The organism is Pareuzebyella sediminis, from assembly GCF_008367235.1.
GTDB lineage: Bacteria > Bacteroidota > Bacteroidia > Flavobacteriales > Flavobacteriaceae > Pareuzebyella > Pareuzebyella sediminis.
This window is the reverse complement of record NZ_VTZS01000001.1, coordinates 308,735-322,661: the sequence shown is the minus strand read 5'-3', so window position 1 is coordinate 322,661 and position 13,927 is coordinate 308,735. Positions and strand designations below refer to the sequence as shown.

Annotated in this window: 13 protein-coding genes; 10 read left to right on the top strand and 3 right to left on the bottom strand. The window is 37.3% G+C overall.

Annotation, left to right across the window (positions count from 1 at the left end; all coding sequences use genetic code 11):
- Positions 1–112 precede the first annotated feature (112 nt).
- The 10 genes from F2B13_RS20805 to F2B13_RS01235 all read left to right on the top strand — a co-directional run bounded on the left by F2B13_RS20805 (position 113) and on the right by F2B13_RS01235 (position 10,739).
- Positions 113–736 (top strand): glycosyltransferase, encoded by a 624-nt coding sequence (locus F2B13_RS20805; RefSeq protein WP_149302841.1) that lies wholly within the window; start codon positions 113–115, stop codon positions 734–736.
- 74 nt (positions 737–810) lie between these two features.
- The gene (locus tag F2B13_RS01275) at positions 811–1,962 is read left to right on the top strand and encodes a glycosyltransferase family 4 protein (protein ID WP_149277089.1); all 1,152 of its coding nucleotides are present in this window, start codon (positions 811–813) and stop codon (positions 1,960–1,962) included.
- Positions 1,963–2,090: 128 nt separating this feature from the next.
- A complete protein-coding gene (locus F2B13_RS01270; RefSeq protein WP_149277088.1) occupies positions 2,091–2,708 on the top strand; it encodes a sugar transferase in 618 nt (205 codons plus the stop codon).
- A 317-nt stretch (positions 2,709–3,025) separates the two neighbouring features.
- A complete protein-coding gene (locus tag F2B13_RS01265; RefSeq protein WP_149277087.1) occupies positions 3,026–4,045 on the top strand; it encodes a glycosyltransferase in 1,020 nt (339 codons plus the stop codon).
- A complete protein-coding gene (locus tag F2B13_RS01260; RefSeq protein WP_149277086.1) occupies positions 4,042–5,010 on the top strand; it encodes an ATP-grasp domain-containing protein in 969 nt (322 codons plus the stop codon). The genes F2B13_RS01265 and F2B13_RS01260 overlap by 4 nt, the downstream gene beginning before the upstream one ends.
- A complete protein-coding gene (locus F2B13_RS01255; RefSeq protein ID WP_149277085.1) occupies positions 4,994–5,650 on the top strand; it encodes an HAD family hydrolase in 657 nt (218 codons plus the stop codon). The genes F2B13_RS01260 and F2B13_RS01255 overlap by 17 nt, the downstream gene beginning before the upstream one ends.
- A 276-nt stretch (positions 5,651–5,926) precedes the next feature.
- Positions 5,927–6,973: a GNAT family N-acetyltransferase gene (locus F2B13_RS01250; protein ID WP_149277084.1), complete on the top strand. Its 1,047-nt coding sequence runs from the start codon at positions 5,927–5,929 to the stop codon at positions 6,971–6,973.
- Positions 6,974–7,086: 113 nt separating this feature from the next.
- Positions 7,087–8,235, top strand: a complete 1,149-nt coding sequence (locus F2B13_RS01245; RefSeq protein ID WP_149277083.1) for a GNAT family N-acetyltransferase — start codon at positions 7,087–7,089, stop codon at positions 8,233–8,235.
- A gap of 80 nt (positions 8,236–8,315) precedes the next feature.
- Positions 8,316–9,770: an MBOAT family O-acyltransferase gene (locus F2B13_RS01240; RefSeq protein ID WP_149277082.1), complete on the top strand. Its 1,455-nt coding sequence runs from the start codon at positions 8,316–8,318 to the stop codon at positions 9,768–9,770.
- Positions 9,771–9,773: 3 nt separating this feature from the next.
- Positions 9,774–10,739: a hypothetical protein gene (locus tag F2B13_RS01235; RefSeq protein ID WP_149277081.1), complete on the top strand. Its 966-nt coding sequence runs from the start codon at positions 9,774–9,776 to the stop codon at positions 10,737–10,739.
- A gap of 264 nt (positions 10,740–11,003) precedes the next feature.
- Here the strand turns inward: F2B13_RS01235 and F2B13_RS01230 are convergent, their stop codons facing one another.
- From F2B13_RS01230 to bshA, 3 genes are all read right to left on the bottom strand, one after another.
- Positions 11,004–12,185: an OmpA family protein gene (locus F2B13_RS01230; protein ID WP_149277080.1), complete on the bottom strand. Its 1,182-nt coding sequence runs from the start codon at positions 12,183–12,185 to the stop codon at positions 11,004–11,006.
- Positions 12,186–12,312: 127 nt separating this feature from the next.
- The gene (locus F2B13_RS01225) at positions 12,313–12,771 is read right to left on the bottom strand and encodes a hypothetical protein (RefSeq protein WP_149277079.1); all 459 of its coding nucleotides are present in this window, start codon (positions 12,769–12,771) and stop codon (positions 12,313–12,315) included.
- Positions 12,768–13,910: an N-acetyl-alpha-D-glucosaminyl L-malate synthase BshA gene (gene bshA / locus F2B13_RS01220; protein ID WP_149277078.1), complete on the bottom strand. Its 1,143-nt coding sequence runs from the start codon at positions 13,908–13,910 to the stop codon at positions 12,768–12,770. The genes F2B13_RS01225 and bshA overlap by 4 nt, the downstream gene beginning before the upstream one ends.
- Between the last annotated feature and the right edge of the window lie 17 nt (positions 13,911–13,927).

Below are 13,927 nucleotides of genomic sequence, written 5' to 3'. Positions count from 1 at the left end.
TGAATCCAACTCTATTTTTGAATTACTAAAGGGCAATAAATTAAGGATTTATAAATTTTTCTATGAAATTGGATATTCGGGTTCCTCGTTGATTATTTGTCAAACCGACTATATGAAAAGGCAGCTCTTGGAAAATTTACCAAAGTTGACCGAAAAAAATATTAAAACCATTCCAAATCCGTTCGACTTCGACGATATCAAGAATAGGTCAGGTCGTATTGCAAGCCAATATGAACCTATCAGATATATTGTGGGAGCGGGTCGCTTGGCACCGGCAAAAGGATTTGACCTTCTCATTGAAGCTTTCAGCAAATTGGATACGAAGGAGCTCCACTTGATAATTTTGGGGGAAGGTGCCGAAAGAGAGGCACTTCAAAATATAATCGAACAAAAAGGGTTACAAAATCGAATTCATATGCCTGGTTACGTACAAAGTGTTTATGCGTATTTTGAGAACGCAGAGGCCTGTGTTTTGTCATCGCGAATTGAGGGTTTTCCAAATGTGCTCTTGCAAATGATGTCTCAAAATACCAAAATCGTAGCCACTTTGAGTGCAGGGGATATAGAAAAGATACCAGGTATTGTCACTTGTCCGCCCCATGACAGTTCCCATTTGAAAATTGCCATAGAAAAAGCCCTCTCCAATGATACCGAATCTAATAGGGCCATTTTTGACACATATTTACAATCGCGTACCCAAATGGCTTTCTTAGAACGAATCTTCGAGTACCTATAACTAAAAAATGAATCAAAATACAATAAGATATATTTTCGACCGCTTATTGTCATAAAGCCTGTTTAACTTCCATCATGCGACTCAAAGAACCCAACAAGAATCTATTAATTCTCTGCTCAGCTTCATTTTCCCTTAGTAACTTTAGGGGCGACTTGATTCAGCTTTTAATAAACGAAAACTTTAAGGTGTATTGTGCTGCACCGGATTTTAGTGACTATACCCTAGAACTTGTCAAGGACCTTGGAGGAGTTCCGATCCCTTATAATTTGCAGAGAACAGGTCTGAACCCGATGAAAGACTTTAAAACTATTAGCGAGCTTCAGGGTATTATAAAAAAGTTCAATATAGATGTCGTTTTTCCGTATACAATAAAACCCGTTATTTATGGATCTTTCGCCGCCAAAAAATTGGGCGTTCCAATGGTTTCATTGATTACAGGCCTAGGTTTTACTTTCAGTCAGGTTAATTTTAAAGCAAAGTTTCTACAATGGGTTACCGAGTTTCTTTACCGAAGAGCACTTCGCTCCAATAAAGCAGTAATTTTTCAAAATACGGATGACCTTCAACTTTTTCTTGATAGAAAAATAGTCAATCGAAAACAGTCCCTTCACGTAGTGGACGGCTCCGGGGTAAACCTTGATAAATTTCAATATAAAACAAGGATCCATGCCAACGATACAGCTGTTAAGTTTGTATTGGTGGCTAGGTTAATGAAAGAGAAAGGGGTAGAGCTTTTTTTGGACGCGGCCAAAAAATTGAAACCAGAATTTCCTGAATCGCAATTCCACATTATTGGACAGCCCCCTAAAAATAATGCCTCGGCCATTTCAAACGAAAAGCTTAGGCAAATGCACGACAACGGTACTATAATCTACCATGGAAAATCGAATAACGTGGCAAAAGATATTGCAGAATTAGACGTATTTGTCTTACCTACATTCTATAGGGAAGGTGTACCAAGATCGATATTGGAGGCCCTTTCCTCAGGAATGCCTATAATTACAACGAACGAACCGGGTTGTAGGGAGACTGTAATAAATGATAAAAATGGTTTTTTAATCGAGGCAAAAAAGCAAGAACCCTTGACACAGGCGATGAGATATTTCCTGGTGAACCGCGATAAAATTCAACTTATGGGAAAAAATAGTAGGGAGTTGGCAGAATTAAAATTTGATGTAAACCTAATTAACGATAAACTGCTTACAATTATCAATACAGTGGTGTAATAAAAGAAACTTAATGGCATTATTGATAGCTACTATTGCAATAACTACCCTTTCTGAAAGAAAAATTTTTAAAAAATGGGTAGTGAGTACACCGAAACTTAGTATCTACCAATAGTAAACGAATAACGATGTATCGACATTTTTTTAAAAGATTTTTGGATTTCTTTGCGGCGCTTGCTCTTTTGATCATGGCTAGTCCAATTCTGATTTTCATCATACCCTTTCTGGCCATATCGAACAGGGGAAAGGTATTCTTTATTCAGGAACGGCCTGGAAAAGAAGAAAAAATTTTTAAGATTATGAAGTTCAAAACCATGAACGACAAAAAAGACGCTGACGGAAACCTTTTGCCCGATGAGTATCGGATAACCAAAGTCGGGCATTTAATTAGACAAAGTTCATTGGACGAGATACCTCAATTGGTAAATGTTCTCAAAGGAGATATGAGCCTCATCGGTCCTAGGCCATTACTGATAAGCTATCTTCCGTTATATAGTCAAAAACAGCAAAGAAGGCATCTTATACGGCCCGGAATCACAGGTTGGGCCCAAGTCAACGGTAGAAATGCAATATCTTGGCAACAAAAGTTTGACTACGATGTCTGGTATGTCGAGAACCTCAGTTTTTTGGTGGATACCAAAATTCTTTGGCTTACCATCAAAAAAGTAATAAAAAGGGATGGCATTTCTTCAGATACCAGTGCAACGATGGAAGCTTTTACAGGAAACGAAACAACTGCAGGATAAATGGTTAGCGTACCCTGTTAATTTTGATACTGGGATAATCTTGCAGAGAACCTTTCGAAGAGCCGGCCATACAGCGAAGAATTATGTCACAATTAATCTAATAGTCGATGAATATTTGTATTTTGTCTTTTAATTTTTTCTTTAACAAAAGAAAAAAAGACTTTTATTAATCCTGATAAAACCTTGACGGATCAACCTATTATCCTTACAAATTTGATTGTCAGAGAGAAAAAGGAAAAATCGTCCTTGCGATGCTACGGTAGCTTCCAAAATTCTAATTAAGCTTAATAATTGCAGCAGATCAATACTCCCATCCTATGAAAATTAGCTTTATAATTCCTTGTTATAATATGGAGCTATATCTGTCGGAATGTCTTGATAGTCTTTTAAGTCAGCAACTGGAAGTTTCAGAATATGAAATAATCGTAATTAACGACGGTTCAAAAGACAGCACGTTAGAAATCGCCACGAACTACGCCGCAAATCATACTAATATTGTGGTCATCGATAAAAAGAATGCGGGGGTCGGAGCTGCCAGAAACTCAGGTTTTGATATTGCTAGGGGTGAGTATATATATTTTCTAGACCCAGACGATTATTTGGCCGAAAAAACAATTCCCGTCCTTTTAAAAATAGCCCATAAGAACAATCTCGATATCTTGACCTTTGAAAGTAAATCGGTAGTCAAACGAAAGTTTCCGTTATCTAAAAACTTATCCGGAATACCTAACGAAATAGAAATTTTTGACGGAATTACCTATCTCGCAAAAAATAAGCACAAGAACGAAATATGGTGGTACCTTATCAGAAGGGATTTCATGATAGATACCGGGGTCCGATTTATCGAGGGCATATGGATGGAAGACGCTATTTTCACGGCAGAACTGTTCTGCGTAGCGAATAGTATGGCTCACGTTTCCCTTGATGTGCATCGCTATCGTATACTGCCCACATCCGCTATGCGGAACAAGAGCCCAGAACACTACAATAAGGTTATTCACGATAATGCCAAGGCCGCTCACATATTCGATAGATTGATAAAGAATGTTCCAATGATACACAGAAGTGCCGACGCATGTATAAAAAGACTTAAAACACGTCAGCAATCTTTTGTTTTCTTTCTTATGGTTCGTTTGATGAAGTCTGATATATCAATAAAGGAAATACCGGGAATGCTGAAAAATTTCAAAAAAATAGGAGCCTATCCACTAGATGAATTCATCGGTGAAGATTATAACGGAATCGGATATTCGGTTTTAGTTTTCATTTTTAACAGAAAATCTTTGATAAATCCTTTTATCAAATTGTTCCGATCTTTTTATACTTTAGCACGATGAATATCCTAATATCTTCTGCTGGCCGTAGAGTATCGTTGGTCAGGGCTTTTCAAAAAGAGCTCAAAAACCGGTACCCCGAAGCCAAAGTTTACACTTCTGACGCAGACCCACAACTCTCTGCAGCATGTCAGGTCTCTGACGGGTACTTTGAAGTTCCATTCGTAAGCCAACCCGATTACTTTGATATTTTAATTAAAGAGTGTAAATCCCGTAACATTACGCTGCTCATACCTACAATAGATACTGAATTGTTACCTCTTGCTAAAAACAGGAAGTATCTTGAAGAGAATAATATTGTTCCCCTAATCGCATCGGAAGATTTCGTAGCGAAATGTAGAAACAAAAGAGAAATACATCGATTTTTTAGCTCGCATAACATCAACGTGGCCAAAGAGTATGATAAGAAGGCGTTAGAATTACCCTTATTCATCAAGCCGATAGATGGCAGTCGAAGCGTCGATACGTTTGTCATCAAGCAACAGAAAGATTTGACCGATTATCATTTTCAGAACGAGAAATTAATGTTTCTTGAGTATTTAGATCATGATCATTTTGATGAGTATACCTGTGATCTGTACTATGGCAAGGAAAATAAGTTAAAATGTGTCGTTCCAAGAAAAAGAATTGAAGTTCGTGATGGCGAGGTCTATAAGGCCTTAGCGATAAAGAATGAATTGGTTGATTTTATTCGGGAGCGACTCAACCATATAGATGGGGCTATCGGATGTTTTACAGCGCAATTTTTTAAGCATAAGACCGAGTCAAAGATTTATGGCATAGAGATTAACCCACGATTCGGAGGAGGCTATCCCCTAGCCTATCTCGCAGGTGCAAATTATCCGAAATGGATTATTGATGAATATTACTTAGGCAACGAAATTTCTGAAAACTTCGATTGTTGGGAAAACAATTTATTAATGATCCGGTATGACGATGAAATACTAGTACATGGATATAAAGGTTAACAAACGCACCGTTGTAGCTTTTGACCTTGACGACACACTCTACAATGAAATTGATTTTTTAAAATCAGCCTATAAGGAAATCGCAGCAACCATAGACCCGACCTCATGGAAAGCGACATATGCCCTAATGTTTTCGTTACACAGGTGCGGTGAAGACGCCTTTCAATTTGTAGCGGACAAGTTCATATGCGAAAAAAGTGAACTTCTCGACCGGTATCGTAATCACTACCCGGAAATTACTCCATTCCAAGGTGTTATAGAATTGTTTCAATCCATAAAATCAAAGGGAGGAAAAATATGCCTTATCACCGACGGTCGAAGCACCACTCAGCATTCAAAAATAAAGGCACTAGGAATACAACATTTTCTTGACAAAATAGTTATTTCTGAAGAAGTGGGTACTGAAAAACCCAATACCAACAATTTTCATATTATTGAAGAGGTTTTCAAAAAGCACAATTATACCTATATAGCGGATAATTTTAGAAAAGATTTTATAAGTCCAAACAAACTTGGATGGCAGACCATAGGTTTAATTGATAACGGACAAAACATACACTTCGATTCGCACCGCTATATGAAAAATAGCTTAAAACCGAAGGAGGTTATTTTAAAAATTAGCGACATAACGGTTATCTAAGCTGTAGTTGAAAGATATTAGGGAACCCATGTACGCTCTGGACAGGCTATGAATTTAAATTAACCAAAAAAGTAGGGAGCTCCGTTCTATTCGACTGATATTTTACCTCTAAATTTTGTTGCAGGATATAAATACTACTTTATAAAAATATATTAATGATAATTATCATTTCTTTTCAAATAAGTCAAAGTTACTTTAAACCGAACTTTAGCCATAGAATTCATTTTTAAAAGCAGTTGAACGACCTAGGCTCAATTATTATTTAGAAAAACCTCAATGATAGAAATTATTAAAGATAGGGAGGGGTGGAATAGTTTTATTAAGCTATTTGAGCATTACGATTGCTATCACACATATCATTATCACATTCTATCAAAGAAGGAAAGCGAGACCCCTATTCTTCTCATATATCAAAAGGCCGCATTGACCATCGCAATTCCTTTACTGTTGAGGCCAATCCCAGAGAGTGAGTATCAAGATGCCACATCTGTATACGGATATGCGGGTCCTCTTCATACGGGGCCTTTGGGAGGTTCTGAACTATCCGAATTCAAAATGGAACTTCAGGTTTTTCTGAAAAAGAACAAAATCGTCTCCATTTTTTCAAGACTACATCCTTATATCGAAGGTCAAGAAAAAGTTTTAGAAGGTATAGGTTGCGTAACCTGCCCCGGCAGTGTGGTAAATATTGACATATCAAAACCTCTTGATATTCAAAGACAAAAGTATAACAGCAGGTTAAAAACTTACGTGAACAAAGCGCGAAGAGTTTATAGCGTAATCGATGGTACCAAGGAGAAAGACATAGAAGAGTTTATTCAATTATACTATGAGAATATGGGAAGGGTACATGCCGATAAACAATATTATTTTGACAGACAATATTTTTATAAACTTATGTTGAGTTCTTTTTTCAAGGCAGAACTTTTACTTTGCCTATTGAAAGATACCAAAGAAATTATAGGAGGCGCCCTTTTCATTAAAACGGGCAACATTGTTCAATATCATCTCTCGGGTTCGAAAGAAGCATACCTACAACTAAACCCGGTCAAGCTATTGATAGATGAAATGAGAATCAGGGCAACAAAAGAGAATTTTAAATATTTCAATTTAGGTGGAGGCAAAGGCATCAAAGAAGACAGTCTTTTCAGATTCAAATCCACTTTTTCACACGATTTCAAAGATGCCAAACTATGGAAATATACCATAAACAAAGAAGTCTATGATGTATTGACCGAAAGTAGAAAAAAAGTGCTGGGCGAGAGCTTTAACGATGACCCTAACTTTTTTCCTGCCTATAGAAAGAATCAGAAAACCCATTAAACCTTACCGATTTGATTAAAAACAATCCGTTTTTATCTAAAAGCTTTACCTCGATATGGTCAAAAAATTTCAATGACGATAAAGAGGGTTGCAGTTTTGAATTTCTTAAGAGTATGAAATTCACCAAACACAGTTACCTTCCTCTGTACATCAATATTGGCGCAACAGACACCAAAGGTATCGACTATAAGATTTTACCTAGTGGTCCACAGGACTATCAAAAAAAGGTATTTTTAATTTATGATATCCCTACTTATTTTCAGGTAGAGACGAAAGATGTCAATGCCACACTGGGGATATATAAATCGAAACAATATCCGGGTTTTTCGATAGACTTGGAGAACTATACCGATTTGACCGACTACCTACGCAAAACTTTTAGTAAGAGCAGTAGGTACAAACTCAATAAATATAAAAAGCGCTTTGAAAACTGTTTCAATATCTCGTATGAGATGTATTTCGGTGAAATTTCAATGGAAACTTATGATTTTATTTTCGAAAATTTCCGCGGCCTACTTCAAAAGCGGTTCGATGACAAACAAATTACTAACAACAATCTAGACCCCAAAGAATGGAAATTCTATTATGAAGTAACAAGACCCATGATCTTAGAGAAAAGAGCCTCGCTATATGTAATATACAATGAGCAACAACCCATCGGGATAACCCTAAACTTTTTTTCCGATGAAATACTTTTCGATGCAATAACGGTTTTCGATATTGACTATGCTAAATTTCACCTCGGTTCGATAACCATTATGAAACTTTTGGAATGGAGCCTAGAACAAAAAATGCGAACCTTTGACTTCTCGAAAGGTTATTTTGATTATAAGGCCAGATGGGCTGATAAGAAATATGATTTTGAATATCATATTTTATATGATAAAACATCGATTAGAGCTCGGTTAATAGCCCTTTTGATAAGAGAATTCTATGATTTCAAACAACTGCTCCGCGATAAAAATGTCAATGAAAAGCTACATAGATTAACATTTTGGTTGAAAAATAGAAAGAAGAACGATAAAGGAATCAATCACTCATTCGATGAAATACACGAAGATGAAGTACTTGGTGACTACGAAGAAGTAGATATTAGGGAGCCTAACCATAGTCATTTAAGAACCGTAGCGTTCGATTTTTTATATCTTAATAACGTGTGTCTCTCCGAATTAAAAGTGTATCACCTGCCTGATTCCGAGAATAAATATTTTCTCTCGACAGAGACTAAAAAGGTTATGGCAACGTTAGAATATCAAAGTTGATCGGTCTATCAAGCTGTTTGAGCTTTGAGTATATTATAAAAATAAGCCCCAACATCCAAATATCCTAAACACGTACCCCATTGCTATTTAACTCGTTAGAATTTCTATTATTTCTGCCGACAGTTTATATACTCTATTGGTTCGTATTCAAAAAGAACCTGAGAGTTCAAAATATATTAATAATTGCAGCCAGTTATTTATTTTATGGTTGGTGGGATTGGCGATTTTTAATATTGATATTCTTCAGCACCGTACTTGATTTCTATGTAGGTCAACAGATTTTCAAAAATTTAAATACCAAGAAAAAAGCTAGATATTGGCTTTGGATAAGTGTAGCCTGTAATGTGGGACTACTGGGTTTCTTTAAATACTACAATTTTTTCGTAGATTCTTTTATCGGTATGTTCAGTTCAATGGGTTACACTATCAAAAGTGTATGGACTCTTCGTATAATTTTACCGGTCGGTATTTCATTCTACACTTTTCAAACCATGTCATATTCCTTTGATATTTATTATAAAAAGTTAGAGCCGACCAGAAATTTCGTATCATTTGCTGCATTCGTTTCCTTTTTCCCCCAACTGGTCGCTGGGCCTATCGAAAGGGCATCAAACCTTTTGAGCCAAATCAATTCTAAAAGAATATTTGAATATGAACAGGCGCGCAGCGGTATAAAACTGATCTTATGGGGGTTTTTCAAAAAATTGGTCATCGCAGATTCATTGGCGCCTATTGTCGATGATATATTTGCAAACTACGCAAGCTACCCGGCATCCACCCTTATATTGGGTGTCTCCTTATTTAGTTTTCAAGTATATGGAGATTTCAGTGGGTACACCGACATTGCCATTGGTACGGCAAAACTTTTTGGAATTGAACTAATGTCGAACTTCAAATTTCCAAATTTTGCTAGAAATATCGCTGAATATTGGCAACGCTGGCACGTCTCCCTTTCCACTTGGTTCAGGCACTATCTGTACATACCTATGGGAGGTTCTAGGGTAAGTAAATTGAAATCGATACGGAATATCATTGTCATTTTTTTGGTCAGTGGTCTTTGGCATGGTGCCAATTGGACATTCGTTTTTTGGGGAGGAGTACATGCTTTACTCTATATCCCGGTATTTCTTATGGGACGTAATCGTATTTATGCCGATAATGTAATAGCAGAGAAAACCTGGTATCCAACAATAACTGAGATTTTACAGGTGTTGTTAACATTTGCACTAGTTACCTTTTCAAGAATTTTCTTTAGGTCGCCGTCCCTTTCGGACGCTTTTGATTACATTAATCATATTGCAAACGATTTCAGCTATGGTGCGTATGTCCATCCTATGGGGTATAGAATGTTCGATTTTTATGTGCTCTTGGCCATTTTTACGTTGTATGAATACGTTATCCGTAAAGACGAACGAAACCCGTTTAAGTTCAGATCACCTATTGTAAGGTTCTTTTTATACACCTTGGTTGTGTTGAGCATTCTATTGTTCTATGACGATGGGGTGAACAGATCATTTATTTATTTCCAATTTTAGGCCATGAAGAAGTTTATTCTCAAGACCATACTCTACATATTCTTGATACTTCTGCTCTTGGAAGTTATAGTACGGGTTTTTCACCTGTATACGGAAGATCCTCCGAGATTTATTGATGAATACGGAGTTGAAAAAAGGGTTCCGAATAATAATGGCTATGCCGTTACCGGTAATAGAAATCAAAATTTTTCAGAGTTCGATATTAATAATTCGGGCTTTAACTCGTTTAGAGAGTTTAATCCGACCCTTGAAAAATATGAGGTTGCGCTTATAGGGGATTCTTTCATTGAAGGATTCCATCAAGATTATAATGAATCGACCGGGAAAAAAATCGAGGATAAAGTAAAAGGTATCGAAGTCTATGAGTACGGGTATGCAGGTTATGACTTAGCAAATCAATTGCATTTAATCAACGCTTATAAAGACGATTTTCAATTGATCGACCAAATTATTATTTATCTCAACTATAAAAATGACTTAGGCAGAGGTATCTATAAACCCAATTATGGGCGAATCAAAATGTTATCTTCGACCCTATTTAAAATCCGGGACAATATTAAACTGTTGGCCTATGGGTCGAAGATCGGTATCCTTGAACCCCTAAAAAAGCTTGCACAGGGAGGGAATGCTTTTGATGACACCGAACAAGGGTATCATACTAACGAAATGGTAGATGCTAAAAAAGACCAAGAAGAAGACAAAAAAAGAATCGAGAACTTTAAAAGTCTTATTGACCTGTACGGCTTCGATAAAAATAAAACGACCCTACTTTTGGATAGTAGAAAAACAAGTGCCGACTTTCTTAATTTCTGTACAAAAAATAACATAAAATATCTAGACTTTTCACCGCGTTTCAAAAACTCCGAAAAACCCACTACTCTAATTTACGATCATCATTGGAATGCTCACGGCAGAGCATTGATTGCCGATGAAATCGGCACCTACATCAATAGCATTAAAGGTAAATAAAGTGCTTAAAGCCCCATATTAGCAAATCCTATATATATATGTATATATTGAGCGTCCGAATGACGTATTAAACCGTATATACTATGGTTACTATAGTGTAAAGCCTAAAAAATGTCCGAAATAAATGAACCCGGCAGGCCGCGGAAATCTAACCAAATTCTTTGGGTCGACGATATAAAGGAGTATGTGATTCTTTGGATATATGATCGATCACCCTTACTATTTACCATATTTATTAGGTAGAAAACCAAAAAATCGGTGGGTCTAATAATTAAGGATACTAAATTCTGCCCTTCTATTTATCCGATGTTTTTCTTCATCACAATAGGTATCATCATCACATTCGTTCAACAGTCGATCCTCTCCATATGATTCGGCCTCTAATCGATCCAAGGGAACCCCATGTTTGATTAGGTACTCTACGGTACGATTGACCCTTCTCTCCGCCAGCCAGTCATTATATTTCGATGTTCCTCTCGAATCGGTATGGGCTGAAACCATAAGTTTGATCGTCGGATTTTCATGCATGAACTTAGCTAGCCTTTCCAAAACCGTCTTCGATGTTTTGTTAAGATAGGAGGAGTTCAAATCAAAATAGACTATTCCTAAATTATCGATTTGTTGCTCTATTTGTTGCGCACGTTGTTTTTCAAGATTTTCCTTTGCCTTTTCCTGTGCCAACAAATCTTGTTCACGTTGGCGAGCCAGTTGCTCGGCCAAGGCGGCTTCCTCCCTAATTCTATTTTCGGTATCAATGGAATCTTGTACCCTCTGACGTTCTTTCTGAATAGCTTCTATGAGGGCCAATTTTTTCTCACCTTGCCTAGTCAATTCTTTCTCCGTATCAAATTGATAAATCAGGCTAATCGCATGCTGAAGATGATTGGTTGCCTTTGAAATATCCATAGACCATTTTCCCGAAGAATTGAAATCAAGACCAAACCGGTCGGAGAACCAAGTTCTAAACCCCACAATGCCGTTATACGTACCTCTTGATTGGTTCGCTGCATGGGTATAACCTGCACCCACTCCTATATACGGATCAAACCAAGCCGTATGCCCGATAACTTTGTTCAGATCATAAGTCAACCGAGCGTCCATACCAAAATAGTCGGTTTTAGTAGTATTTACTTCCCCTTCGATAATTTTACCTACCTTATATTGATTATAGGTACCTATGGCTTCCACCCCGATACCACTTTTGAAATATCTACCGAAACTTATACGGGAAGGGTAAGGAAGCATATTCCATTGGGTATGAAATGAGAATAACTCGTCTAGCATGTCACCTGAATCATCGATAAAGTTATATCCTAGACCGACCATCCATGAGCGGGTAATTACACTATCACTTGTGGTAAGTTGTATTTCTCCATCCTGGGCAGCAACGGGAAGAATAGAAAGACACAGCAGAAATATTATCGCTGAAAGCGAACTGTTTTTCATAGGTCATAAGATTTGGGTCTTACAATGGTGTAAAGTTACTGACGACCAAACCCAAATCAAAAATTAAACTATAAAGTGTAAGTATTTTCGGTAGACTACGGAAAAAGGTTACAATTGACCTTTTTTATCATTTGCTCCGTACAATTATTTCCTTTTTGGAAAACGGCATTTTATAAACAGAGAAAGCACCGGTTATCGCAGTTCCTAAATTTATTGGTTGCTTTTCTTTTACCCCTATCACGATAGCCCGAGGGGTCTCTTCCATGAAAAAGAGCTCTGGCATCCCACCATTCTTTTGTTCTCCTATGCATCGAACCACAATCATTTCATCTGAAAAATCAATTTTTGGAACAGGTAGCCCAGGTTTACGGGTCTTGTTTATTTGAGCATAGAATTTTAGAAGGCTTTTCTCATCCCTAATCACCAATATGGCTGCACTATCGGCCGGGGCATAATAATCACTTACAATTAAACTTAAATGGTTTTCACCAAGCTTTGTGTTATGGTTCATCGTAGTTTTCTTCTGTCCGTTGCACGATAGCACAAGTAAAACGATACACGTAAAGACCATTCTAACAATCATCATATCGTTTTATCAAACCTGCCCTTAAAGGCAGATTCGTAAAGTTTTTCATATAAAGGCAAAACTTTCTGAATGTCAAATCTTAAGGCAGAATCTACGGCATTTTGTTTGAATTGCTCCAAGGTTTTCTCATCACCAAGAATCGCAATCGCGTTTTCAGCCATCTCCTCTACATCACCCACATCACTGAGATATCCTGTTATTCCATCAAGATTTACCTCTGGAATTCCTCCAGTATTACTAGAAATTACAGGCACTTTATTCATCATTGCCTCGAGTGCGGCCAAACCAAAACTCTCCGATTCGGAGGGCAGTAAAAATAAATCCGAAAAACAAAGAATTCTATCGATTTCATTACTGTTGCCCAAAAATATAACCTTATTGGAAATCCCTAAAGAATCGCAAAGCATTTCGGCCCTCTCCTTCTCGGGCCCCTCCCCTACCATGATAAGTTTGGCGGGTATCTTTTTTTGTATTTTATAAAAAACCTTGATTACATCAGGTATTCGTTTCACTTTTCGAAAATTACTGATGTGGGTCACTATTTTTTCGTTGTCTTCTGCCATCAAAGAACGCTGGCAATCGGTATAGGCCGTTTCATATTTTCTTTTATCGATGAAGTTCGGTACAACCTCTATTTCTTTTCTTATGTCGAAAGACTCCAAGGTACGTTGCTTTAGGTTTTCAGAAACGGAAGTCACCACATCAGATTGGTTGATACTGAAGGTAACGGCGGGCTTATAAAACGGGTGTTTACCCACCAAGGTTATATCGGTACCGTGCAAGGTCGTAATCATGGGTACATAGATTTCTTCTTCTTCCAACATTTTTTTCGCCATATACCCTGCATACGCATGAGGTATGGCATAATGTACGTGCAAAAGATCAATACCATAAAGCTTAATAGTATCGACAAGCTTACTGGAAAGTGCCAGTTCGTAGGGTTGGTAATGAAATAAGGGATATTCCGGTACGTGTACCTCGTGGAAATATATATTGTTATTGAGTAGACCTAGGCGTACAGGTTGTCGATAGGTTACAAAGTGTACTTCATGTCCCCTGTTCGCAAGGGCGATTCCCAATTCAGTGGCTACAACACCACTACCCCCAAAAGTAGGGTAACAAACGATAGCTATTTTCATCGATCAAAGTTAACCAA